We start from the raw sequence: 25,226 nt of genomic DNA on the forward strand, positions 1-25,226 counted from the left end.
CCCCATTCCCATTCAACCTCAGTAGGGAGTCTGAATTCGTTCACAGCCACTTCACCTTTCTGATGTAACCACCTGTTCATCAAATCTGTTCTCCAATAACTAAAAGCTTTTGCTTGTTTCCAGTTTACACCAACAACAGGATAATTATCATAAGTTGGATGCCAAAAATAATTTTTAGCCATTGGATCATTATAACTATAGGTAAAATCATGAATCCAACATAGTGTATCAGGATAAATATTGATATTTTCTGTTCTAATATAAATACTTCTGTCTTCGTAACCTTCTGGCCTATTTGCAAAACCTCCTCTATCGGAAGGATAATCACCATCGGAAACTACATAACCCCGAGTATCTCTGGAATACTCCTTTTTAGCCGCAGCATGAAGATCAATCCAGTAGTATTGATAAATCAATTTACGAGAATCAATTTGCTTTTTACGATAAAACCTTTCGTGAGTAGGAAGGTACATAACTTCTAATGCATCTCTAACTTCCTCATCTTCACTTTTCCAATCTATCTCGGTTTCCCAGTTTAAAAATGGAGGATCATATAACTCACCGGTTTCTTCATTCTCGGTGATTAAAAATTCTTCCTCATTTATTTGACCTAAATAGCCACGAGCTATTGAATCTCGCACCCAATTTACAAACTGTCGGTACTCATTGTTAGTAATTTCAGTTTCGTCCATATAAAAGGACTGAGTAGAAACAGTCTTGGGCTCGTGAACATGAGCGTAGGGTACATCTTGATCACTTGCACCCATCGTAAAGCTACCTAATGGTATGAAAACCATACCATAAGGAGCTGCCTGATAAAAGGCAGGGCGATCCTGTACACCTATTAATTCACCATTACCACTATTACTACAGCTTGTAGCAATAACCGCAATCAGTAAATAAAAAAACAGTTTTTTCATATTAACTCCTGTCATTGATCTCAATATTATTACCAGAAAACATAGCAAATCTATAATAAAATATTCAATTATGCTATAAAAATCTAGTATTTTTATAACTTCTATTAGGTTTCTCAATCTCTAATTTAAAACAATATCCAAGCCTGATTTCATGCGACCCTCCGTTTTTTAGAGCATTCATATTTATATCGTATGCATATCCAACTTTAATATTCTTATAATTCACTCCTGCCATTAGAGCAACTCCTTCTTGATGCTTATAAACAACGCCTCCCCAAAAGGATTTATTGTACTCGCCGATCACACCGACATTTAATAGGATTGGTGAATTTTGAGTGTATGCTAAAAACACAGAAGGTCTTACTTCAATTTTCGGCATTCTTACAAACTTCAAATTATAACCGCCAGTAAAATAATACCTTCTTTTTAGTTGTGTTTTACCTCCTGCCACCTCCATGGTTCCTTGATTTATCTGTGTAGAAGATAAGCCTAAATACCATTTATCGGATTTTTGATAATACAATCCAGCATCTATGTCAAAGATCATTCCCGATTCTTCTTCGGTAGAGGTTAGTAAAGGATCTTCTCCTTGCACATTGAAGTAAGAAAAATCGACTTTCTTATTAGCCAAACCTATCCCAACTCCTATTCCCAACAAAGCATTACCAACTTTACGATGGTACGCATAGTTTAGTTTAACTTTTGTGGTACTAAATCCTCCAATCTGATCTGATGAAATAACACCACCCAAACCTCCTTTTAGCATTTTCACCGGGGACTCCAAGCTAACGGCATACACAGTTGGGGCTCCTTCGAGGCCTACCCACTGTTGTTTCATAATTCCAGTGGCGCAAATGGCATTTCTACTGCCCGTAAAACCTGGATTATAAACCGAAGGGACAAACATATACTGAGTGAATGTTTGCTCCTGCTGGGCCACCGAATCATTAACTATTACTAATATTATAATAAAAAAAGCTAAGGCTTTTTTAAACATATTCATTTGTTTTGGTTTTCTGATTATGGCCTTTAAATACTTGTGTAATATCGTTTATTTAAAGCTTTTCTCAGTTTTCATTTCTCATCCCTACAAACTTGCAAAACAAGGCCGTAAAAGTATAAAGTTTTTTCTAAAAATTAAAACAAACAAATAAGACATTTCAATAATGATTTCAACAGTCTGATTCATGCTATTATACTCAGTTTCAATTATAAAGTTTCAAGAAAAAAAATATCTTATTAAATCTGAATCGTTTCACTTAAAACAAATCGACTAAATAAATCCTAAACTGTCCATATCCATCATTTTATCGTGGTCTTTTTTGATTGCATTAATGATTTGATTTTTAGTGACTACAGTTACATACTTAGCCGTAGAATACTGAACCTATAACGCAATGAAATTAATTTTAGTATAAGTGGCTTTAGGTATTGATAATATATTACTTTTGCCACCGTTTTTTTAAGTATCACAACTATGTCATTTGTAACAAAAGAAAAGCTTTTTAGTCTAGACTGGTTCAAAGTCTACAGCCTAATTTTACTAGGAACATTTATTATGTCTGCTGGCTTTGTATTCTTTATAAGCCCTTATAAAATGGCTCCTGGAGGCGTTTATGGGGTAGCCATCATTCTACACCACATGCTTGGATTACCCATAGGGATGGTCGGATTAGCATTAGACATTCCACTCACCTTAATTGGTATTAAAATACTAGGACCACGCTTCGGCATTAAAACTGTAGTTGGGTTTGTAAGTACTTCACTTTGGATCACCCTACTGGAGAATCTTTGGGGTTATGAGGCTTTAGTGGACAACGCTCCTCTCCTTTCTTCAATTTATGGTGGTGCCTTGATTGGAGTTGGCCTAGGGATGGTATTTAAAGCCAAAGCTACAAGTGGCGGTACAGATATTATTGCAATGATAGTCTCTAAGTATACCAAACTACCCGTTGGTCAAGCATTAATTATTATTGATTCAGTTATTGTATTGGGAGGATTAGTTGCCTTTGGAGACTGGATGATCCCTCTTTTAAGTTGGCTGGTTATCTTCCTAACTGGTAAAATTATTGATGCCATGGTAGAAGGAGTTGGCTACGAAAAATCGGTGATGATTATTTCTGAAAAGCATGAATTAATAAGAGATAAGATTATTAATGATATGAGACGTGGAGGAACTTATTTAAATGGCACAGGCATGTATCAAGGTGCTGAGAAAAAAATCATCATGACTGTGGTTACTAGAAGAGAATTGGTGCTATTAAAACATTTCATCGGAAGTATTGATAACAAAGCTTTCATTATGGTTTCTGATGCAAATGAAATCATGGGAGATGGTTTTAAATCTCTTAATGACGATTAATAATACTATTCGAATATAAAAACAAAGGGCTACGAAATTTCGTAGCCCTTTGTTTTTATGGCATCATCAGCTTTATTTAATCAAAGACATTTCTTCAACCAAATGGCCAGCACCAGCAAACTTATCTATGATAAATAGACAATATCTAATATCTAATGTAATATTTCTACATTGGTCAGGATCATAAACGATATCGCTCATGGTTCCTTCCCAGTTTCTATCAAAATTTATTCCGATTAAATGGCCATCGGCATTAAACACTGGACTGCCTGAGTTACCTCCAGTAGTATGATTAGAAGCTGCAAAACACACATTCATCTGACCTTCTTTATTGGCATAAGCTCCAAAATCCTTCTCTTGATAAAGCTTTTTCAATTGATCTTTCACCACATAGTCGTAAATATCTGGATTTTCTTTTTGCATGATTCCATCTAAGGTGGTAAAGTGCTCATAATAGACTCCATCTCTAGGAAAGTACCCATCCACCTGACCATAAGCAATACGCATAGTGAAATTTGCATCAGGATAGAAAACCTCTGTGGGTTGATAATCCATCTGCATTTGCATATACGCTCTATCCAAGCCTTGTAAACCACTTGTTAAATCTTCTGAAGCCTCCTTAATCTCTTCACTTTTATTTGTTAAACTTTGAGAAAATTGAAAGGCAGGATCTTTTTTTATGGTTTTCAGAAACTTCTTATCATGCTTAGCCAAAAGACTGGTTAAATCATCTTGTTGGGTAAAGATAGACTTTTCAAATAAGTAAGAAACATACTTTTTAAAATCATTTTTATATTTCTTCTCAATAAAAGTAAAATAATCTGGAAGGTCTTCAGTATCTACTCCTACATAATACTCATCCAACAAACGCACAGCAATAGCTTCATCAATAGGCTGATAATAGTTTTTGAAGAAACTTGCAATACTCTTGTCCAACTTTACTGCCATCTCCTCGATTTTAGTTTCATCAAGCTCCTCTTTTTCCAATTCCTCTATGATATTTTGAAATCTAGAAGCAAACGAAACTAATTCTATACCCATCCCCGCTTCACGATAATACTGATATTGCTTCGTCCATGGGCTAAGTTCTGCATATAGTTTCCTATATTCAGGTATAACATCAGAATACTTGGCTTTCATTTCAGGATTTTCATCCATCCACTTTATCATCTCATTTTCTTTAATAAACTTGTTTTCAATGGCATTCATTCTTTTAATACCTTTATTTTCACCTTGCCATTTTTTCCAGCCATTAGCCAACGAGGCCACTTTACCTGCATATTGAATTCTAACTTTTGGATCTAAGTTTTGTGCCGCTTTCATGATATCTAAGCGAATGGTACGCATTTTTATCTTGATCGGATTTTCTTCTTCGGTAATTAATTTCACTGCATCTGAAACCAAATATTCTCTAGTAGTTCCGGGATATCCATAAACGAAAGTGAAGTCTCCTTTTTCAACACCTTGCAGGGAAATCTTTAAATGTTTCTTTGGATTGTATGGAACATTATCTTTAGCATATTTAGCTGGACGATTGTTCTCATCAGCATAAATTCTGAAAAGGCTAAAGTCACCAGTATGACGCGGCCACATCCAGTTATCTGTATCACCACCGAACTTGCCAATATTGCTTGGAGGTGCACCAACCAATCGAATGTCCTTATAAACTTCGTAGAAGAACATGAAATATCTGTTTCCAGAGAAGAATGGTTTAATGACAATATCAATGCCATTATCCATAGCATTGGCTTCTTTTAGCTTCTTGATATTGTCCTTTACTAATTCATCTCGTTTTTTCTCGTCCAACTGCTCATCTATTCCTTTTAAAACCTCCTCAGTTACTTCTCTCATTTCCACAAGAAAAGTAGCAGTCAGGCCAGGGTTAACTAACTCCTCACCTTTATCCATGGCCCAAAAACCATCGGTTAAATAATCATGCTCAATACTACTATGAGATTGGATTTGTCCATAACCACAATGGTGATTGGTTAAAAGTAATCCTTGATCACTGATCAATTCACCTGTGCATCCTCTACCAAAAATCACGATGGCATCTTTTAAGCTGGCATTATTTATACTATAAATATCTTCTGCCGTAATATTCATACCCATTTCTTTCATCTGTGCCTCGTTCAATTCTCCAAGAAATAAAGGAATCCACATGCCTTCTTTTGCAGAAAGTTGCGAGGTAAAAACAGTGAGAAACAGAAGAAAAATGATACTAATTCTTTTCATATTTGATACTATTTAATAGCTAAAGTTTCAATTTCTACTAAAACACCTAATGGTAATTCTTTTACAGCAAAAGCAGCACGTGCTGGAGGATTCTCTGGATAATATTTACCGTAAACTTCATTCATTGCGGCAAAGTTTGACATATCAGAAAGCAAACATGTAGATTTTACTACATCAGAAAAAGAATAACCCGCGGATTGTAAAATGGATTCAATATTCTTCATGACCTGCTCTGTTTGTTCCGTAATTCCACCTTCTACGACTTTAGAAGTTGCAGGATCAACTGGAACTTGACCAGAAACAAATAATTGTCCATTTTTCTCAATGGCCTGACTGTAAGGGCCGATAGCCTTAGGAGCCTTTTCGGTAAATATAACTTTTTTCATTTGAGTGTATTTAATTGTGTAACATTAAAAAATCAGCCCAAAGATAGACTGAATTTATAATTTCACCAAAGAAGTAAAAGAAGGTAATTAATAATCGAGGTGACTCTTTTTCTTCTCCACTTTTAGGTCCTTAAACATGGAAGATTTAATATTGATACTGAAGTTCCAACTTTTCCAAGTTCCGAATGGGGTCCAGTTGAAACGCATTTCCCAGCAATGGAGGTCTCTAACAATATCAATCATGGTAGTAGTCAATTTTTCGTTTTTGAAATCATAACCCGATCGAAAATTCATCTTCCAATTTGGAGTGAGTTGCAGATTCGCTGTAAATCCCAAAGTTTGGGTGACATCATTATCTCTGATTAATTCATAATTAAGATAATCATGCCTCATATTATAACTTAAATTATAAGATAAATTTATAGACCAAGGTATAGTTCCTGACTTGGTTTCTTCCTTCTTTTTATCTATTGACTTTGGTTTGTCTTCTTTTTTAAACAACCCATCTTTTAGGGTATTATTATTTAATGTCAAGTTTAAACCCGTGGACCAACTCATATTCTCCATTCTATAAAGCCTACGATTCACACTCCACTCTGTTTGGTTCAAATTCTTGGTTCCTGCTGAGTCAAGAATATATGGATCCCAAAGACTATTATATCTGATATCGATATTCTTAAATAATTTAGTCCTACCACTAATCCTCAATGGTTGCCAATTTAAAGAATCTACGGCCATATTATAGGAAGTTGTAAAAGTTAGGTTATCAATCAAAACGATTTTGCGATCTCCAGTCACCGTATCATTTCTATCTCTAACTTTCATTTCAATATTATTGGCTAATGAAAAGTTAAGATTCCCACTTTTGCCACTTCCTGGACTGCCATAAATTCCGTTAGCAAATAGAGAATACTCCACAACCTCCTCTGTGTAGGCATTAATATAAGAATCATAATAACCATATTGAGATTCACTAAAATCAGGGCGATAAGAGAAACCTACAGTTGGAGTTACCACATGCCTAATGGCTTTTACTGGTGAATTCTTCCCAAAAGAATACATCCCATATAACTTTGTAGATACATTGGAACTCAAGCTAAAATCATTGGCCGTAATAAATCCACTAATTGTATCTTGTCCCATTGAACCTAGAGTATCATTATCAATATTAGTAGCGTCGATCCAATACCTATCAATATGCTGTGAATACCACCTTGATGTTAAATTAATAGAATTGGTCCAGTTTAAATACTTCAAAATCTTAACACTACTACTGATAGGGATTTTGTGCTGCATCCCATTATTAAAATACTGTTCCCAACCTGGGGCAAACATCATAGAATCGGCAACAGACACTGTATTCTTAGCATCCATGGTATAAGTCAAGTAAATATTATCGTACCATTTTAATGCACCTGCCTTGTCTTTTTTTCTAAAAGGATAAAAACGAGTTCCGCTCAATGAGATTTGCGGCAAGGTCATGGTTACTATTTTTGTTTGAGTATTCTGACTATGCGACAAGTTGGCATTAAAGTTCCAATTCTCGCCAAAACGAGTAGAATAGTTTACACTTGACTGAAAAGTACTAGATACTTTATCTTCATAGGTATTGCTAAGCTCATATTGATTATAAGAACTTGAACGCATATTCACATTGGCTGAAAATTTACTTTTCGGTCTGGATTTAGGGTCTTGGGAGTGACTCCATTGAATGGCAAAGTCATTACTTTTATTATAATCTGGAGAACCTTCGCTTCCCACAATATTTATGGCATATTTTAAATTTAGATTACCTGTATACCTATATCTTTTCTTATAAGAAGCTTTGGTATTAAGAGCCCACGAACCTCTTGTATAAATACTTCCTAAAAATTCTAGGTCCATATAATCGCTTACCGCCCAATAATATCCCCCATCCCTAAAATAAAAACCCTGTGAAGCAGATTCTCCATAAGAAGGTATAATGATACCGCTTTGTTTTCCACTTTGGTTAGGAAATAACCCAAAAGGAACCAGCAGAGGAGTCGGCACATCAGCAATCTCAAAATAAGCTGGACCTGTGATAATTTTATCACCAGGTATTACTTTCGATTTACGAAAACGGAAGGCATAATGTGGATGGTCGAGATCACAAGTGGTAAACCTACCTCCCTGTATATAAGCAGTATTATCTGGCATTTTCTTAATTTTCTCACCATGTAAAAATCCACCACTTTCTTCTGTGGAAACTCCAGATATTAATCCTTTTTTAGTATCGAAATTATATTTCATCTCCACACTAGCAAATTCATCATCAGATTCTTTAAAGATAGGCTCCCCCATCACTTTTCCAGTACTGTCTTCCATTCCTCGTGAATAAATCTCATTTTTAGTAAAATCTATTTCCATATAATCACCTTGCAGATTAATACTACCATAAGTGATGTTATCTTCTTTATACAAAAAGACCTTTCGAGTTCTTAAATCAAAACGAAGGGAATCTTTGGCCTGATAATCTACTTGCGCATCCAAAGTGGAGGATTGCATGGGGGGAATTGAATCCATCGCTACAGAATCATTAGCAATTGTATCCATTTTTATGAGCAACGAATCAACAATTTTTATTGAATCTGGCATCAAAATTGAAGAAGAATCCACCAATATGGGATTTAACAGGCTGTCTTTTCCTGCATCAACCGTGCTATTATTTTGCCCACTTACATTGAGTATGAGGCTAAACAATAGAACTGTTGACAGAAAGCGAAAGCAATTTCCTGTTGATAAATTCGTTAACAATTTGTATATGATGTTATTAGACAAATAGTCTTATTCAATAATTTTAAAGCCAAAACTAAATAAATTTGCCATAAAACAAGTATGACTACAAACACAAAATCAAATAGCTTAGTGTTTTTAACTTTGGTTAACACTAAAACCCGATATTTTACCCAAAACATCCTTTTTTTCTTATTGATATTATTCATTTTTCTTCCACACGAAAAAATAACCGCTCAAAACACCTTAAACAAAATCGTAATTGACGCCGGTCATGGAGGAAAAGACCCCGGAGCTTCCGGAAAATACAGCCGTGAAAAAGATGTAGTGCTTTCGATTGCACTAAAAACTGGCCAATTAATTAAACAAAAACATCCAGAAGTTGAAATTATATACACCAGAAAAACTGATGTTTTTATTCCCTTAAAGGAAAGAGCAGAAATCGCAAATAAATCAAATGCTGATCTATTCATCTCTATCCATTGTAATTCCAACAAATCATCACAACCACATGGCAGCGAAACTTACGTGATGGGATTACATAAAAGCGAAGCCAATTTAAACGTAGCAAAAGCTGAAAATGCGGCCATACTTTTTGAGGATGATTACGAAACTAATTATGATGGTTTTGATCCAACCTCTGAAGAAAGTCATATAATTTTTAACTTTTTTCAAAATAGTTTTAGTTCTCACAATCTAGACTTAGCTACAAAAATGCAATATCAATTTACCAACAAAACCCCTCTAAAAGACAGAGGAGTAAAACAAGCTGGATTTTGGGTATTATATAAAACTACAATGCCTGGTGTGCTTTTGGAGCTTGGATTTTTAAGTAATACCAATGATGAAAAGTTTTTAAATAGCACAAATGGACAGAAGAAATTAAGTGATGCTATTGCTGTGGCTGTCAGTGATTATAAAAAAAGTCATGATGCCATAGAAAAAGATAAGGCGAAACACAAAAATCATGATATCACCTCTTCTCCTTCTGATGACGAAAAGAAAAATGAAATGACAACTATCAAGCCAGAGGAAAATGTTATTGTACCAACTCTAATTGAGGAGGAAAAAACAAAAACGGAGGCTAAGCCTATTGAAGAAGAGAAACCAGTTATTGCTTCAGAAAAGGTTATTTATAAGGTTCAATTCTTAAGCCTCTCTACGCAAAAAAAATTAGAAGGTGGAAAATATTCTAGCCTACCCACCATCTCATCTTATCCACATAAAGGAATGTATAGATACACTTCTGGGGAGTCTGATAATTATGAGGAAGCCTTAGTATTACAGGCAAAAGTGCGCAAAGCCGGTTTTAATGATGCTTTTTTAGTGGCTTTTTTAAATGGCGTAAGAATCAGCATTAAAGAAGCTAGAGCTAAGAATAGAGAGTGATTTTCGGCTTCTGTTTTCAGGAAATAAGACAAATTAACACTTAGCTTCGGCAAATTATTCAGATATTTGAAAAAAATTCTAAGATGAAGATCAATAGAGAGACAAAAATTGGAATTATATTTATAGTAGCTGCAGGATTATTATACTGGGGTTATAATTTCCTGAAGGGAAAAGATGTTTTTATTAAAGAGAGAACCTTCTATGCCAGGTACTACGATGTAAGCGGACTATCTAAATCAGACCCTGTTTTTATTAATGGTCTTAGAGCTGGAAATGTAAAAACCCTATATTTTGAGCCTGATAATAGCGGACGAATCATGGTAGAGTTACAGCTGACCCAAGACTTTCCACTACCCTCCAATACCATAGCAAAAATTATAAGCACTGACCTAATGGGCACTAAGGCCATTAGTTTACACATTGGAGACACTCCTCATTTATTGATGGATGGCGACACCATGAAAACCAGTATAGAAAGCACTTTACAAGAACAAATGGAACAAACTATTGGGCCATTAAAGCATAAAGCAGAAGAGCTTCTATCTTCGGTAGATGAAATTATTGGAAACTTACAAACCATACTTAACAGCGAAACCTCTGAGAATATTAAAAGCAGCTTGGGTCATCTAGAGAAATCCCTAGTCAATGTGGAATCAGTTACAGGAAACTTAGATTCTTTATTAAGTCAGGAAACTAGTAGTATAAAGAGGATTTTAGACAATGCTGAGTCCATTACAAGTAATTTAAGGGATAATAATGAGCATTTAACGGCTATTCTTACCAATTTCCATGAGATTAGTGATAGCTTGGCGGCGGCTGATATGGCTTCCACATTAAGGTATGCCAATAAATCCTTAGCTGATTTCTCTATGGTTATGAATAAGATTAATAATGGAGAAGGCTCTATGGGTGCCTTAATGAATAATGACACACTTTATATTGAAATGGAAAAATCAGCAAGAGATTTGAATTTATTATTAGAAGATATTAAAGCAAATCCTGGAAGATATGTGAAATTTAGTTTATTCTAAACTCTATCTTCTCGATTTACTTTTTTTCAACTTATTCTTCTATTTCACCTTCTTTTCTGAAGATATCTGCCCTTTTTCTTGGTCGATAATCGTCTTTCCAAATGAATCCTCTCAATTTTTCTTGTGAAGCTTTAACGAATTGAGTTGGAGTTAAGGTTGCTGTTGGCTTATCGATATAGGTAATGGTTTCTAATTGCTGATCTTTTAGAAAAATCAACATGTCTTTCGATTCTATTTTGTTCATACCTACTGGAGTTCCATCTTCTTCCCACATAAAATAGAGTGTTTCTGATTTTCCAAGCATCAGGATTTTTCTCATATCTCCCTCTCTAAACCAAGCATGCATATTTTTCCCGCTCACCTGATTATAAAATCGTGGTTCAACAGTATCCTGGCTCACCAAAAACACATCGGATTGGAAAGAAGCAGAATCTAATTCGCCGTTTTTCGAGATTAAATCTATTCTTTGGCAGCTAATTTGATTGTCTTCAAACCAGAGGAATGGGTTAGAGTGAAATTGCAAGGTAGAATCATTAAAAAAATAAACCAAACTATCAGCCATACCTTGCATATCTTTAGAAAAGAATTTCATGTGATTGTATGCAAATAAAAACTCTGGCTTTTCAATGCTATCGAAACGAATCATCAAGGTATCGGCATGCAGAAAGGAGGAATCCCCATTATCAACAAAAATAGCTTGTGCGCTATCTACCATAAAAGCAAAAAACTTAGCTTTATTATAAACTCCAAATTCTCCAGTCACCAAAACGTCATTGGCTGTATCGGTCATCACCACATTTCTAAAGACCTTAGAAAGGCCTCTTTCTTTGCTATAAAAGATACTATCGCCACTAATGGTATTGGTCTTATTTTGAACAAAAGCATTCTCACTTAAGCGAGCTTCTTGATTTTGAGTATCATAAAACCCACTCTCTGCATACATATAGGAACTATCCCCTACAATAGTACTAGGACCCATAAAATATACACGCTCTGTATTGGTTTCATATTTCAAGGTGTCTGACTTCATCACAAAATCAGGGTTTATTACCACCACACTATCCTTGAAGTAAACAGTTTCTATTTGATTATAATAATATCCTTTTTTACTGGTTAAAACATTGGTAGAATCTTCGATTCTTCCCCAAACAAAATACCTCCCTATACCTGAATTCCTATCATAGATTAGCTCATCTGTGTATAATGTGGCTTTCTTGTCAACTAATCGAACATTATTATAAAACTCAGCCACTTTGATATTACCATCATAAAACAGCTGATCACCATACATGTCAAGAGTATCATTCACAATAATATGAACTTGACCAAAAGCATCGATACTATTATTATCGTAGAGGTATGCACTATCGCAAAAGAAAAGGGAGCCCTCGTGTTCTGCTCTAACTTTTCCAATTAGTTTTTGGGCACTTTGTCCTGACACATTATCGAAACGACCTACATCAGCATGGAGAAGATTTATCTGTTTAACCTCCTCTGGGGATTTGCTAACTTGCGCCATCAAGGATATTGCATAAATAGTAAGAAATACAAGAAAATATAGTTTTAGTTTCATTAGAAATTTATAGCAAAAACATAAAGCGCAAAGTTAGCACTTAGATTAGAAATCAAGAATATTTTAAGCAAATTTAATAGCCAATTCCATTTTTGTTCTAATATCATCGCGAACACAATTTAAAGCAGGATTTCCAATGAAGTCGAACAAGACTTTACTCTCTATGGCTACAATTCTAGTTTCTGTTTCTGAAACAAATTGCACAGCGAGTTTGCAAGGAAGTATTAATCCTAGATCCTCCTCTTTAGTGATGGCATCGTAGGCATATTGAGGATTACAAGCTCCAATAACCTTATATCTGCGAAAATCTTTTCCAAGTTTATTTTTAAAAACCTGATCAAGATCAATTTCCGTTAATATACCAAAACCTTCATTTTGTAGGGAGTCAGTTAAGCGCTGAACTGCGGTATCGAAATCGCAATCCAACTTTCTTCCAATAGAATATTCCATATTAATTATCGCTTACCTCTAACTTAAACCCTGTTCCGTGAACATTGGTAATGGTAATATTCGGATCAATTTTCAACATCTTACGAAGCTTGGCAATAAACACATCCATACTTCTACCAATGAAATAATCACTAGAACCCCAAATCTTTTCAAGCGCATATTCTCTTTCAACCAATTGGTTTTTATTTTCAGCCAATAATTTAAGAAGGGCCGCTTCTTTTCTTGTTAAAGAATAATCCTTACCTCCATGAATAAGAATCATATTCTTATGATCGAATTGAATAGTACCCAATTCAAAAATATCTGGAATCTTCTTCTGACGGTATTGAATTTCGCTTCTCTTGAGGATGGCACCAATACGAAGACTTAATTCTTCGGTACTAAATGGCTTTGTAATATAATCGTCACATCCCGCTTTAAACCCAGCAATCCTATCTTCTTTCAGCGACTTTGCGGTGAGGAAAATAAGAGGAATATCAGCATTTATTGCCCTAATGTCTTTTGCCAATCTGAAACCATCTTTCTTTGGCATCATTACATCTAAAATACACAGGCTAAATTCATTTTCTTTAAACGCTTCGAGGCCTTCTTCACCGTCGTTACGCAATACGGTTTCGTATCCCAACATTTCCAAATAATCTTTAAGGACCATACTTAGGTTGGCATCATCTTCCACTAAAAGGATTCTTGTTTTATCTTCCATAATTACTATTTTACTTCTATGTTAAAAGGGAAAAACACTTCAAATATACTGCCTTTTCCCCATTCACTGGTCAATTTAATATTTCCTCCATGAGCATCGGTAATCAGACTCACATAATAAAGTCCTAATCCAAAACCTTTTACGTCATGAATATTCCCTGTATGAACACGGTGAAATTGTTTAAAAATATCTTTTTGGTCCTCCGATTTTATTCCAATCCCATTGTCTTCTATGCTGATAATAAGACCTTTTTTATTATTTCTAGTTCGAATAATGATAACAGGTGTACTTGGGGTATATTTTATTGCATTATCAAGCAAATTACTAATTACATTAACAAAATGCATTTTATCAGCCCATATCTTGGGATAGTTGGCAGCAAAATAAGTTTTTATAACTCCTCCTTTACTTGAAACGGAAATCTCCATTTTATTAATCAAGTCATTGAGCACCTTGTGGGTATCTACATCTTTTTTTCTAATCTTCAATTCACCTTTATCAATCACCGCAATCTGTAACACCTGTTCCACCTGATGTTTAAGTCTTTGATTTTCATCATAAATCACCTTAGCGTATCTTCTTGCTTTCGGAAGATCACTAAGTATTTCATCACGTAAAAGCATTTCTGAAGTTAACGAAACCGTAGCTATAGGAGTTTTAAACTCGTGAGTCATGTTATTAACAAAGTCATTTTTAATAAGTGAAATTCTTTTCTGCCGGAAAGACACATAGATAATATAGATAAAACTAAAGCCAATAATTAAAACGAAAATTGCAGAAATAAGAATTCCTGTAATCATTTGTTCAAATATGATATGACCTTGATTAGGGAAATATATTGACAAATAATAAGTTTCTCGATGATTATATAAACACGACAACGAAACGCAGTATGAACTTGATAATAATTCATCCCCATAGTCACCAATATGACCTCCTGATAAGCTTCTATGATTTTGTTCTTCTCTATAAACAGCGTAATAATAATTCTTTTTAATACGAATACTAGCTAATTCTGCAGCCAATATACTATCCAAAACTGGATACTCTACATGATGTTTTGCATCATCAAGAATGTGATTACAGCTTGGGTTAAACATATTAACATTCTCATAAGTATTTTGAATGGTATACAGGTTATTTACAACCGTTTTTAATGTAACCTGTACTTGGTCTACAAACTGTTCCTTTTTTAAATTGATTGCATTATCAATCCAAATAAACTGAGTTATAACAACGCCAAAAATAGATAGACCCGACAAAATAATAATTAGAATTCCTGTGCTTTTCTTCATAAAAACATAAATGAACTGAAGATTAATATTTAGAATTTAACAAAATTACAAATATTCTAGGCAATGTCTTAGGAAAATCGAAAAGAAAGGCCTATTGTTGTTTAATTAACAGCTCCTTAACAGAAGTTAACAGGGGATTAACACGAGTCAATGGAAGTCAGACATACATTTGTTGACATAAAAAAATAATTAAACTCAAAGAACATGAAAAAATTAATTTTAAGTTTAGCTCTTGCAGCTTTTATTGGTGGAAGTTCACTTGCTATTGCAGGTACAACAAATAGTACAGATCAAAACGCCAACATGGTTGAGATGATTCAAGATGGTAAGAAAAAAGCCACTTCAACAACTAAAGATGCTAAGAAAGAAGGTTGCGACAAGAAAGCTAAAAGCGACTGTAAAAGTAACGATGTATTAAAGAAGAAAAGCTGCTGTTCTGATGGCAAAGCCACAAAAGAAAAAGCTGCTAAACCAGAAAAAAAATAATTGAAGCTTTATATTAAGGGCAATCTAAGGATTGCTTTTTTATAAAATCAATTTACTTTTCATTTAGTTTTGCCCCCTGATCGTTAGAGATGGGGGTTTCTTTATATAATAACATCTCATTAAAACCAGAATCCAATATTTAAGAATCCTGAAATAGTTCTATAATTAGAACCCATTACTGATAATTCTACTGGACCAATCACACTGTCATATCCCCAGGTCAAACCATATCCGATAGCGCTATTATCTACATAAAACAAATCTGATTTAATGAAAGTAGTATTTCCGACGTCCACCGTAGCCATTAAATAGTGGCGTTTATGAATATTATACTGCAAGCGTAACCTACCTGCTAGCATCTGAGTCCCATACAATTGAAACACATTTAACCCACTAAAAGAAGTCATGCCTGGTAAATAATGAGCCCCTTGACCACCTAACATAAACATATGACTAACATAGATTCCTGTTCCAAAAGTCAAACCTAGGCTCACTCTAGGACGAAAAGTCCATTTTGAACTAAGTGGAATGGCCTTATCATAGGTTCCAGACAATATGGTAGCTTTCTCACCAAAATTTAAATTTCCACCTTGTAAAAATTCCGTAATAAAAACTGCATTCACATCAACTTTACCCCCTCTAGTAGGAAAGAAGCTATGATCCCATCTGTCTACTTTTAAAAATGCAAAGAAATTGAAGAAAGACTGTGAAAACTGTGAATTATTCACACCAAAATCAATTCCAATATTATTTCGCAAACTGGAAACTTCCATTTGCACCCCACCACCTAATGATACATTTCTTCGACTTATTGACTGTAAATACAATTCCACCAATAAATTTGACATCTGATATTCACCCACTTTATCTTTACCATTTAAATAATCGATAAAAGAAAAGCTAAACCATTTGGTAGCAAATCCGAAACTAGGTAACAAACTTCTATTCTGATAATATTTCAAACCTAAATGAGGATTCTCACTTAAGCCAAGAGTAGTTTCAAGAAGTGTATTTTTGAAAAGCAAATTCCTAAACCGACTGGTGACCAATATACCTGCCTTATAATCAGAATCGTAATGAAGACCCAAACCAATACTCCCTAACTCATCTTCCTCCACTTCTATCTTTAGGATTGCACCTTGTTTGCCTGGAATCAAACTGTACTTTGCCGTTTTGAAAAACAAACTTCCATAAACCTGCTCTATCGCCCCCTCCAAATCTTCAATTTCTACCACATCCCCCTTTTTCTCATTAAAAAGCTTTTTTAAGGTTTGGGTAGAAACAATCTCGTTTCCAACTACAACAACAGAATCTAAAACAAAGTGCGAGATGGGCTGAAGGTCTCTTATCTTTAATTCATAATCGGGAAACTTTTTAAGATATGATGCTAAACTATCCAACCGTGACTTATTCTTCAGACCAGCCCTTTCTCCACGCAGCATGATACTATCATAATCAGCAAATGAGCCTACTCCATATCCTGTAATATCAGGTTGAATATAGTAATCTACATATTTCATGGCTGTATCGTTCAATGCTTTTCGATAAAACCCTGCACTTCTATCAAGTATTGAAGTAATTGTATTCAGATCCTCCACTTTATAATCGATATGGCTCTGCACATCCACTCCAATAATAATATCGCATCCTCGCTCAGCTAATTCCTTTGCAGGAAAATTATTTACCAAACCTCCATCAACCACAAGCTTCCCTTTAACCACAACAGGGGTAAATACTGTTGGAATAGCCATACTTGCTCTCATAGCTTCTGCCAAACTCCCATCTTCAATTATCACCGACTCTCCATTTGCAATGGCTGTTCCAATACACAAAAATGGAGTTTGAAAATCTTTAAAACTATGATGTTGGTATACTGGAGTTGTTAGAGTGGATAACAATAATGATATATTCTGACCATATTTTATTCCAAATGGAAGACTTATCTTTTCTTTTGTGACAGGAAAACTAATAAATTGCTGTTCATTATAATTTTTCTCATCAAGACTTAATTGCCTTCTACTTATTTTATCTAAAAGAAGATCAGTCCAATTCTGACTTCTAACTAAATTCTCAATAAATTCGGGGCTATAACCAATGGCATATAATCCACCTACGATACTACCCATACTCGTTCCAGCTACATAATCCACTTCGATTCCAGCATCTCTAATCACCTTTAACGCACCAATATGTGCAAACCCCTTAGCTCCCCCTCCACTGAGCACAAGACCTACTTTTGGCCTCGTTTTACGAGTTGTATCGAGTTTTACAGGTTCTGCAATTAAATTTAATGAAAACAATATTAGCATCAAAAGCAGTATTGTTCTTTTCAAAAAACACAATATAATGATTTGAGAACTAAACAAAAAATTGCTCCATGAACGATATGTCATCACTTTTTTCATTGTTATTATTAAAATCTAAAACCTAAATTTAAATCTAGAACCAGTTTTCCTTTTGGATATGCTTTAGCCACTGAAAAACTTACAGGCCCTAAAGGACTATAGTAACTGTAAGATAATTGCCAACCACTATAAAATTTATTATCTTCAAATGACTTATCAAAATCAAAATTCAGCGATAATAAATTTCCTTTGGCCGTTAAATAATGTTTCTTCCAGAAATTATATCTCAAACTTAATCTAGGGTTAAAAGCAGTATGCCCTCCAAGTTCCATAAAATCATATCCAGGGAAAACAGTGTAATTTACAAAATACGATGGTTGAAAGCCACCAAACTTAGCCTGCTTTGAAATGGGTACTTTCTCAGCCAAAATCTTATAAAAATAAGCATCAGGTATTATAACCCAAGCTTTACGAAGAGTTATGATACCATTAAACTCTACAAATAAAGATGTATAGTCATAATCATAAGTATCATATACTACAAGGCCAGCATCATCTGTATCAATATCAGTATTTTCACCAGCTCCAAATTCCATCTTACCCCTAAAGCGCATGCCTGTATTTGGAAAGTATAACTTATCATATGTATCCACTAAAATGTCAGCAAATAATCCAACACTTACATTATCAGCATTATCAAAATCATAAACTGAGACGTCCTGACTCACAGTATTTTGCCTCAGGTTATAACCTAATTTAAATCGCAGTAAGTTCTTATAGGTCAAAAGTCCAAAACCATTAGTCTGAAAAACACCATTATTAAAACTAACATTTGACTTGCCATTCTTATACCGAAACCCCGGTTGAGAAAAAGCAATTAAATCGACTCCATAACCGGGTTTAAATCCATTATCAACAACATATTCAGCAGCAAACCTTGCCACTGTACCTAATACTAGATCAACAGATAAACGTCCATTTTGCGCGCCGAAATTTCGCGCTGTCAAATTGAGTAACAAAGCTGCTTTAGTAAATTCATTATAATGTGCTCCTACATTTAAATCAAATAAGCTGGCCTCCTCCACTGTAATTTTGATTATTGTTTCTCCATTCCCAGTTCTACTTAACTGATAGTCTACTGTATGAAACAATTTGGTCCCATACAATTCATTAATTCTATCATTGAGCTCAAATACAGAAATCAAATCACCTGAAAATACATCTAATTTACTTTTCAAATAAGAATCGGACACCCTCTTATTTCCAATAAACTTCACATGATCAACATATAACACATCCATAGATGGGAAAGCATCTTGATCCCCTCTAACTTTTTCTCTTTTAAATGAAATAGAATCAAGGAAAGCCCTTATTTGGGGAACCATTTGTCGGGCTTTTCTTTCACCTCTTGCTATTAAAGAATCGGCCCTATTAAAATCCATTGCTGTGAAGGGATCAATTTCAGGTTTGATGAAGAGGTCAATAAGCTCAAGGTTCTTCTCATAATTATCTTCTCCGCTCAGAAAAATAGATTGAGATAATACTTGAACTAAATTAGTAATGTCTTCTTGTGGGTATAAAGGAGTCTGTATATCTACACCTATTAAATAGTCTGCACCAAGTTTTTTAACCTCCTTAGCAGGGAAATTATCTATAATTCCTCCATCAACCAAATAATAAGGACCCCATTTAACTGGAGCGAAAGCTGATGGAACCGACATAGAAGCACGAATAGCTAATGCGATATTTCCGGTATCGAGCTTGATGGCTTGCCCACTCAATAAATCTGTAGCCATACAAAAAAATGGCTTATCTAAATCTGAAAAACTTTCGACATGATATACGGGGTTTGACAAAGTGGTGAGCATTAACATGACATTCTGTCCATAAACCAGACCTGGAGGAATACTCAGCTTACGTCCCTTTAAACCTAGAGAAAAAACATACCGTTCACTGTCCAGCTTCTCATATATACCTAAATCTCTACGACTTACCTTATCATTCAAAACCAAATCCCAATCTTGAGTTAAGGCCATCTTCTCAATTTCAGATATGGAATAACCCATAGAGTATAAACCTCCAACAACAGCCCCCATACTCGTTCCACCAATGAGTTCTACGTCGATCCCCTCCTCTTCTAATACTTTTATCACCCCAATATGTGCAAAGCCCCTAGCTCCGCCACCACTCAAAACCAAACCAATTCGAGGGTTTTCCACATCAGAATTCTGACCATAGACTTGAGAAACCCCAATCAATAGAATTAGAATAAAATATAGATTTTTTTTGACAAACTTATTATGCATAAATTTTTCAATGATATGAATTGATTTTCAAAGTATAAAAATAAAAAAAATCTGCTTCATATATTAATAAAGCAGATTTTATATTTTTAAATAATCTATATCCAATTATCTACCATGACATTGCTTGTACTTCTTCCCACTCCCACAGGGACAAGGTTCGTTTCTACCAATTTGTTTTTCAGCAATAATTGGTTGCGATTTTTGCTTGGTTTGTGTATCACTATGTGACTGAGAAAGCAAGTCATCTCTACCTTCGGTTAAATTCTTTTGACTACTTGGTAACTTAGCCTCCTCTAATTTAGCTTCAGCTTTTGGTAAGTCTCCCTTAACTAGAAAAGTGGTAATTTCTTTATTATTTCTTTGAATCATATCCTTAAATAAATTGAAAGATTCAAATTTATAAATCAATAAAGGATCTTTTTGCTCATAGGTAGCATTCTGGACAGACTGTTTTAAGTCATCCATTTCTCTTAAATGCTCTTTCCAGCTGTTATCGATAATACTTAATGTAATCCCTTTTTCCACTGATAAAGGAATTTCTTTTCCGCCATCATTAAATGATTTCTCCAAATTGGCCACTACATTTATGGTCTTAATTCCGTCAGTAATTGGAATAGCGATATTTTCGTAATGATTCTGCTTTTCATAAACATCCTTTATCACTGGATATACATTTTCTGAAATCCTAATATTCTTTTCCTTATAATTTGAATAAGCTTTATTATAAATCTTCTCTGTGAGCTCTGAAGCATTAACATTCATAAACTCTTCTCTTCCCACAGGGCTTTCCATTGTTAATGATGAAAGCAACTCCATATTAAATGCATCGAAATCTTTATTCTCTATGTACTCACTTACCATTTGCTCTACATAGTCAAACATCATATTGCTCACATCTACTGCTAAACGCTCGCCAAATAAAGCATGATGACGTTTCTTATAAATCACTTCTCTTTGAGAGTTCATTACATCATCGTATTCCAATAATCTTTTACGAATACCAAAGTTATTCTCTTCCACTTTCTTTTGCGCTCTCTCAATACTTTTGGTAATCATACCATGCTGAATCACCTCTCCCTCTTGAAGGCCAAGGCGATCCATTATTTTAGAAATCCTATCAGAACCAAACATCCTCATCAAGTTATCCTCGAGAGAAACATAGAATTGAGAGCTACCGGAATCTCCCTGACGACCAGCACGACCTCTTAACTGTCTGTCGACACGACGAGAATCGTGACGTTCTGTACCTAAAATGGCTAAACCACCAGCTGCAATTACCTTCTTACTCAATTTAATATCGGTACCACGACCAGCCATATTGGTAGCTATAGTTACCGTACCTTCTTGTCCAGCTTCAGCTACAATATCAGCCTCTCGTTGATGCAATTTCGCATTCAAGACATTATGTTTAATTTTTTGACGAGTCAACATTCTACTCAACAACTCTGAAGTTTCAACAGAAGTGGTACCCACCAAAACAGGACGTCCAGCTTTTACTAACTCCTCAATTTCATTGGCAACTGCATTAAATTTCTCACGAGTAGTTTTAAATACTAAATCTTCTCTATCATCTCTAACGATTGGTCTATTAGTAGGTATTACAACCACATCCAATTTATAGATATCCCATAATTCTCCCGCTTCTGTTTCCGCAGTACCAGTCATACCTGCTAACTTGCGATACATTCTAAAGTAATTCTGAAGGGTAATAGTAGCATAGGTTTGAGTGGCTGCTTCTACTTTTACATTTTCCTTTGCCTCAATAGCTTGGTGGAGTCCATCAGAATAACGACGTCCTTCCATAATACGACCCGTTTGCTCGTCAACAATTTTAATCTTATTGTCCATTAACACATATTCCACATCCTTTTCGAAAAGTGCATATGCTTTTAGTAATTGATTAACGGTATGTACTCTTTCAGATTTAATAGAGAAATTTCTTAATATCTCCGATTTTTTCTCTATTTTTTCTTTTTCATCACCAGCATCTTTATCAAGCATAGCTAACTCCGCGGCAATATCTGGTAGGATATAAAACTCAGCCTCCTCATAAGAATCGGTAAGGATATCAATACCCTTATCTGTTAGCTCAATAGAGTTGGTTTTTTCTTCAATCACAAAATACAATTCATCATCGATGATATGCATATGCTTAGCTTGTTCAGCAAGATAGAAATTCTCAGTCTTTTGCATGAGTGTTCTCTTACCTTCTTCACTTAAATATTTGATAATTGCTTTATTCTTTGGCAATCCTCTAAAAGCACGAAACAATAACTCTCCACCTTTTTTCTCTTGTTCTGAGTTAGGATTAGAGCCTAATATCTTTTTGGCTTCTGCTAATAAGCTGGTTACTAATTTCCTTTGGGCCTGATACAAGCGCTCCACATTAGGCTTCAGGTTATCATACTCCTGATGGTCACCTCTTGGAGTTGGACCAGAAATAATCAATGGTGTACGAGCATCATCAATCAATACTGAATCGACCTCATCCACAATCGCATAGTTTGGTTCTCGCTGTACTAATTCATCTGGATTTGAAGTCATATTATCTCTCAGATAATCAAAACCAAATTCATTATTAGTTCCATAAGTAATATCTGCATTATAAGCTTGTCTTCTTTCTTCAGAATTAGGCTGGTGTTTATCAATACAATCAATTGTTAAACCATGAAACTCGTATAACATCCCCATCCACTCTGCATCTCGTTTTGCTAAGTAATCGTTCACTGTAACAACATGAACTCCTTTACCTGAAAGCGCATTAAGGAACACAGGCAATGTTGCTACTAAAGTCTTACCCTCCCCAGTTGCCATCTCAGCAACCTTGCCTTGATGTAAAACGGTACCACCAATAAGCTGAACATCATAATGAACCATTTCCCATTTGATCATGCTACCACCGGCAATCCATTCATTATTATAAAAGGCTTTATCGCCTTTAATATTCACATTCTCCATTCGAGCAGCAAGGTCCCTATCATGCTCACTGGCAGTAACTTCCAGTTTTTCATTATCCATGAACAATTTGGCTGTTGCTTTTACTACAGCAAAAACCTCAGGAAGAATATTATCAAGCACAGTTTGAGTAGTTTCATAAATACTGTCCTTCAGCTTATCCATTTGTTCATAAAGCTTTTCCTTTTCATGGATATCTATATCAACTTGGTCATTTATCTGCTGTAAGATAGCAGCCATCTGATCCTCATCAGCCTTTGTAGCATCAGCTATTTGTTTTTTGAATCCTAATGTTTTAGCACGAAGCTCATCAGCACTTAGTTTTGAAATTTGCTCATAAGCCTTAATAGCCTTATCAGAATAAGGTTTTATGTCTTTTATATCACGATCGGATTTACTTCCGAGAATTTTCTTAAAAATACCTAGCATATTACTCTTTTTTTTGCTGTAAATATGATATTGTTAATCAATTATCATACTCTATTTTAAAATATGACTAATTGACACCCAATTCAAGTTTGCAAAAGTAAAAAAAAACACCGTTTAATAATACCAATCTAAAAATCAATAAATTCTTAACCTTTGCAATCAATTATTATTTTTGCATGAAATAAAAAAAACACCAACGGCATGAAAAAAATTAGCTTCATTATTATAGGTCTTTTGGCTTATAGTTTAAGTTTCGGACAGGAATTGAATCATGAGGACCTAAAGAAAATGGCTTTAGAACTGAATAATAATCCTGCAAAAACAGCCTTAACCAACGCCATTAGCAATAATAGCATTAAAAAATTAGCCCTTGACCAAGAGAATAAAGGCAAAGTAAATTTCTTTATCAATAATAAAGTGGAAACAAAAGGCATCACCAATCAGAAAAGCAGCGGAAGGTGTTGGATGTTCACAGGATTAAATGTTCTTAGAGCAAAAGTGATTACTAAATATGAATTGGAATCTTTCACTTTTTCTCATACTTATTTGTTTTTCTACGATCAATTAGAAAAAGCCAACCTGTTTTATAATGGAATGATTGAAACAGCATTTCTTCCTCTTACAGATAGAGAAGTGGAATGGCTACTAAAAAATCCTATTGGTGATGGTGGACAATGGACAGGAGTTGTGGATTTAGTAAGTAAATATGGCTTAGTGCCAACAAGTGCAATGCCTGAGACTTATCAGAGTGAAAACACAGCCATGATGAGCAAACTTATTAGAAGAAAGCTAAGAGAGGATGGTTTAAAACTAAGAGAGCTGGGAAAAACTAAAATGTCTCGTGAAATGCTAATGGAGATGAAGAACGAGAAATTAGCAGAGATTTATCAAATTCTTGCATTTAGCCTCGGTGAACCTCCTCTTGACTTCCAGTGGCAGTACAAAGGAAAAGATGGGAAAATTAGCGAAGCTAAAACTTTCACTCCAATGGAATTCTTTGAAGAAGTCATTGATATCAATTTCGATGATTATGTGATGTTGATGAATGACCCAGGCAAAGAAATGAATCAACTTTATGAAATCAGGTATGATAGACATATGCAAGAAGGTGGAAACTGGAAATATATCAATTTAGAAGCCGACCAGATTAAAAAGTTTGCCATTGCATCTATTAAAGATAATGAAGGAATGTATTTTAGTTGTGATGTTGGAAAACAATTAGAAGCTGAAAAAGGATATCTTGATATAAATACTTACGATTATGCTAATCTTTTTGGTGTAGATTTCAATATGGATAAAAAACAGAGAATTCAAACTTTTGAAAGTGGAAGCTCACATGGAATGGCTTTGATGGGCGTAAATATTCTAGAAGATGGCAGCTCAGACAAGTGGTTATTAGAGAACAGCTGGGGTAAAAAAGGTCATGATGGACACCTTATTATGACCGATGAATGGTTCGATGAGTTTATGTTTAGATTAGTTATTCACAAAAAATACATCGACCCGAAAGTACTGAAGATACTAGAGACAGAAGCCGAGCTACTCCCACCATGGGACCCCATGTTTATGATGGACAAATAGTTATACAAAACAAATGATTCATGAAC

17 protein-coding genes are annotated in these 25,226 nt (G+C 34.8%); 5 read left to right on the plus strand and 12 right to left on the minus strand.

Features of this window, described 5'->3' with window-relative positions; all coding sequences use genetic code 11:
• Both HNS38_RS05965 and HNS38_RS05970 read right to left on the minus strand, forming a co-directional pair.
• Window positions 1-935, minus strand: a 935-nt coding sequence (locus HNS38_RS05965) for an SUMF1/EgtB/PvdO family nonheme iron enzyme (RefSeq protein ID WP_172346144.1), incomplete at its 3' end; no start/stop codon positions are given.
• 58 nt (window positions 936-993) lie between these two features.
• Window positions 994-1,917 carry a type IX secretion system membrane protein PorP/SprF gene (locus HNS38_RS05970; RefSeq protein ID WP_172277204.1) on the minus strand — a complete coding sequence of 308 codons (924 nt, stop codon included), beginning with the start codon at window positions 1,915-1,917 and terminating at the stop codon, window positions 994-996.
• A 480-nt stretch (window positions 1,918-2,397) separates the two neighbouring features.
• Between HNS38_RS05970 and HNS38_RS05975 the strand changes: the two genes are divergently transcribed.
• Window positions 2,398-3,282 (plus strand): YitT family protein, encoded by an 885-nt coding sequence (locus tag HNS38_RS05975; RefSeq protein ID WP_172277201.1) that lies wholly within the window; start codon window positions 2,398-2,400, stop codon window positions 3,280-3,282.
• A gap of 72 nt (window positions 3,283-3,354) precedes the next feature.
• Here the strand turns inward: HNS38_RS05975 and HNS38_RS05980 are convergent, their stop codons facing one another.
• From HNS38_RS05980 to HNS38_RS05990, 3 genes are all read right to left on the minus strand, one after another.
• Window positions 3,355-5,517 carry a S46 family peptidase gene (locus HNS38_RS05980; protein ID WP_172346145.1) on the minus strand — a complete coding sequence of 721 codons (2,163 nt, stop codon included), beginning with the start codon at window positions 5,515-5,517 and terminating at the stop codon, window positions 3,355-3,357.
• Between the two features lie 8 nt (window positions 5,518-5,525).
• Window positions 5,526-5,903: a RidA family protein gene (locus HNS38_RS05985; RefSeq protein ID WP_172346146.1), complete on the minus strand. Its 378-nt coding sequence runs from the start codon at window positions 5,901-5,903 to the stop codon at window positions 5,526-5,528.
• Window positions 5,904-5,990: 87 nt separating this feature from the next.
• Complete coding sequence (locus HNS38_RS05990) at window positions 5,991-8,477, minus strand: putative LPS assembly protein LptD (RefSeq protein ID WP_172346147.1); 2,487 nt, start codon at window positions 8,475-8,477, stop codon at window positions 5,991-5,993.
• 282 nt (window positions 8,478-8,759) lie between these two features.
• Between HNS38_RS05990 and HNS38_RS05995 the strand changes: the two genes are divergently transcribed.
• Both HNS38_RS05995 and HNS38_RS06000 read left to right on the plus strand, forming a co-directional pair.
• Window positions 8,760-10,046 (plus strand): N-acetylmuramoyl-L-alanine amidase, encoded by a 1,287-nt coding sequence (locus HNS38_RS05995; protein WP_172277189.1) that lies wholly within the window; start codon window positions 8,760-8,762, stop codon window positions 10,044-10,046.
• A gap of 83 nt (window positions 10,047-10,129) precedes the next feature.
• On the plus strand, window positions 10,130-11,077 hold the full coding sequence (locus tag HNS38_RS06000; protein WP_172277186.1) for an MlaD family protein: 948 nt from the start codon (window positions 10,130-10,132) through the stop codon (window positions 11,075-11,077).
• A gap of 31 nt (window positions 11,078-11,108) precedes the next feature.
• Here HNS38_RS06000 and HNS38_RS06005 read toward each other — a convergent pair whose 3' ends face one another.
• The 4 genes from HNS38_RS06005 to HNS38_RS06020 all read right to left on the minus strand — a co-directional run bounded on the left by HNS38_RS06005 (window position 11,109) and on the right by HNS38_RS06020 (window position 15,098).
• Window positions 11,109-12,650 (minus strand): OstA-like protein, encoded by a 1,542-nt coding sequence (locus tag HNS38_RS06005; RefSeq protein ID WP_172277183.1) that lies wholly within the window; start codon window positions 12,648-12,650, stop codon window positions 11,109-11,111.
• Between the two features lie 63 nt (window positions 12,651-12,713).
• Window positions 12,714-13,100: a DUF302 domain-containing protein gene (locus HNS38_RS06010; protein ID WP_172277180.1), complete on the minus strand. Its 387-nt coding sequence runs from the start codon at window positions 13,098-13,100 to the stop codon at window positions 12,714-12,716.
• A 1-nt stretch (window position 13,101) separates the two neighbouring features.
• On the minus strand, window positions 13,102-13,803 hold the full coding sequence (locus tag HNS38_RS06015) for a response regulator transcription factor (protein WP_172346148.1): 702 nt from the start codon (window positions 13,801-13,803) through the stop codon (window positions 13,102-13,104).
• A gap of 5 nt (window positions 13,804-13,808) precedes the next feature.
• Entirely contained in the window at window positions 13,809-15,098 is a 1,290-nt protein-coding gene (locus tag HNS38_RS06020; protein ID WP_172277174.1) for a sensor histidine kinase KdpD, read from the minus strand.
• 204 nt (window positions 15,099-15,302) lie between these two features.
• Between HNS38_RS06020 and HNS38_RS06025 the strand changes: the two genes are divergently transcribed.
• Window positions 15,303-15,584, plus strand: coding sequence for a hypothetical protein (locus HNS38_RS06025; protein ID WP_172277171.1), 282 nt, complete (start codon window positions 15,303-15,305; stop codon window positions 15,582-15,584).
• Between the two features lie 119 nt (window positions 15,585-15,703).
• Here the strand turns inward: HNS38_RS06025 and HNS38_RS06030 are convergent, their stop codons facing one another.
• The 3 genes from HNS38_RS06030 to secA form a co-directional block, all read right to left on the minus strand.
• Entirely contained in the window at window positions 15,704-17,917 is a 2,214-nt protein-coding gene (locus tag HNS38_RS06030) for a patatin-like phospholipase family protein (protein ID WP_172346149.1), read from the minus strand.
• 80 nt (window positions 17,918-17,997) lie between these two features.
• Window positions 17,998-20,235 carry a patatin-like phospholipase family protein gene (locus tag HNS38_RS06035; RefSeq protein ID WP_172277165.1) on the minus strand — a complete coding sequence of 746 codons (2,238 nt, stop codon included), beginning with the start codon at window positions 20,233-20,235 and terminating at the stop codon, window positions 17,998-18,000.
• Window positions 20,236-20,340: 105 nt separating this feature from the next.
• Window positions 20,341-23,619 (minus strand): preprotein translocase subunit SecA, encoded by a 3,279-nt coding sequence (gene secA, locus HNS38_RS06040; RefSeq protein ID WP_172277162.1) that lies wholly within the window; start codon window positions 23,617-23,619, stop codon window positions 20,341-20,343.
• Window positions 23,620-23,820: 201 nt separating this feature from the next.
• On the opposite strand from secA, the gene HNS38_RS06045 reads away from it, so the two are divergent.
• Window positions 23,821-25,200, plus strand: a complete 1,380-nt coding sequence (locus tag HNS38_RS06045; protein WP_172277159.1) for a C1 family peptidase — start codon at window positions 23,821-23,823, stop codon at window positions 25,198-25,200.
• Window positions 25,201-25,226 lie beyond the last annotated feature (26 nt).

The organism is Lentimicrobium sp. L6, assembly GCF_013166655.1.
Taxonomy (GTDB): domain Bacteria; phylum Bacteroidota; class Bacteroidia; order Bacteroidales; family UBA12170; genus UBA12170.

What these genes read in the sequence shown, in the direction of transcription:
- HNS38_RS05970 (WP_172277204.1), bottom strand. Translation starts at nt 1,917, where the DNA reads ATGTTTAAAAAAGCCTTAGCTTTTTTTATTATAATATTAGTAATAGTT.
- HNS38_RS05975 (WP_172277201.1), top strand. Translation starts at nt 2,398, where the DNA reads ATGTCATTTGTAACAAAAGAAAAGCTTTTTAGTCTAGACTGGTTCAAA.
- HNS38_RS05980 (WP_172346145.1), bottom strand. Translation starts at nt 5,517, where the DNA reads ATGAAAAGAATTAGTATCATTTTTCTTCTGTTTCTCACTGTTTTTACC.
- HNS38_RS05985 (WP_172346146.1), bottom strand. Translation starts at nt 5,903, where the DNA reads ATGAAAAAAGTTATATTTACCGAAAAGGCTCCTAAGGCTATCGGCCCT.
- HNS38_RS05990 (WP_172346147.1), bottom strand. Translation starts at nt 8,477, where the DNA reads ATGGATACAATTGCTAATGATTCTGTAGCGATGGATTCAATTCCCCCC.
- HNS38_RS05995 (WP_172277189.1), top strand. Translation starts at nt 8,760, where the DNA reads ATGACTACAAACACAAAATCAAATAGCTTAGTGTTTTTAACTTTGGTT.
- HNS38_RS06000 (WP_172277186.1), top strand. Translation starts at nt 10,130, where the DNA reads ATGAAGATCAATAGAGAGACAAAAATTGGAATTATATTTATAGTAGCT.
- HNS38_RS06005 (WP_172277183.1), bottom strand. Translation starts at nt 12,650, where the DNA reads ATGAAACTAAAACTATATTTTCTTGTATTTCTTACTATTTATGCAATA.
- HNS38_RS06010 (WP_172277180.1), bottom strand. Translation starts at nt 13,100, where the DNA reads ATGGAATATTCTATTGGAAGAAAGTTGGATTGCGATTTCGATACCGCA.
- HNS38_RS06015 (WP_172346148.1), bottom strand. Translation starts at nt 13,803, where the DNA reads ATGGAAGATAAAACAAGAATCCTTTTAGTGGAAGATGATGCCAACCTA.
- HNS38_RS06020 (WP_172277174.1), bottom strand. Translation starts at nt 15,098, where the DNA reads ATGAAGAAAAGCACAGGAATTCTAATTATTATTTTGTCGGGTCTATCT.
- HNS38_RS06025 (WP_172277171.1), top strand. Translation starts at nt 15,303, where the DNA reads ATGAAAAAATTAATTTTAAGTTTAGCTCTTGCAGCTTTTATTGGTGGA.
- HNS38_RS06035 (WP_172277165.1), bottom strand. Translation starts at nt 20,235, where the DNA reads ATGCATAATAAGTTTGTCAAAAAAAATCTATATTTTATTCTAATTCTA.
- secA (WP_172277162.1), bottom strand. Translation starts at nt 23,619, where the DNA reads ATGCTAGGTATTTTTAAGAAAATTCTCGGAAGTAAATCCGATCGTGAT.
- HNS38_RS06045 (WP_172277159.1), top strand. Translation starts at nt 23,821, where the DNA reads ATGAAAAAAATTAGCTTCATTATTATAGGTCTTTTGGCTTATAGTTTA.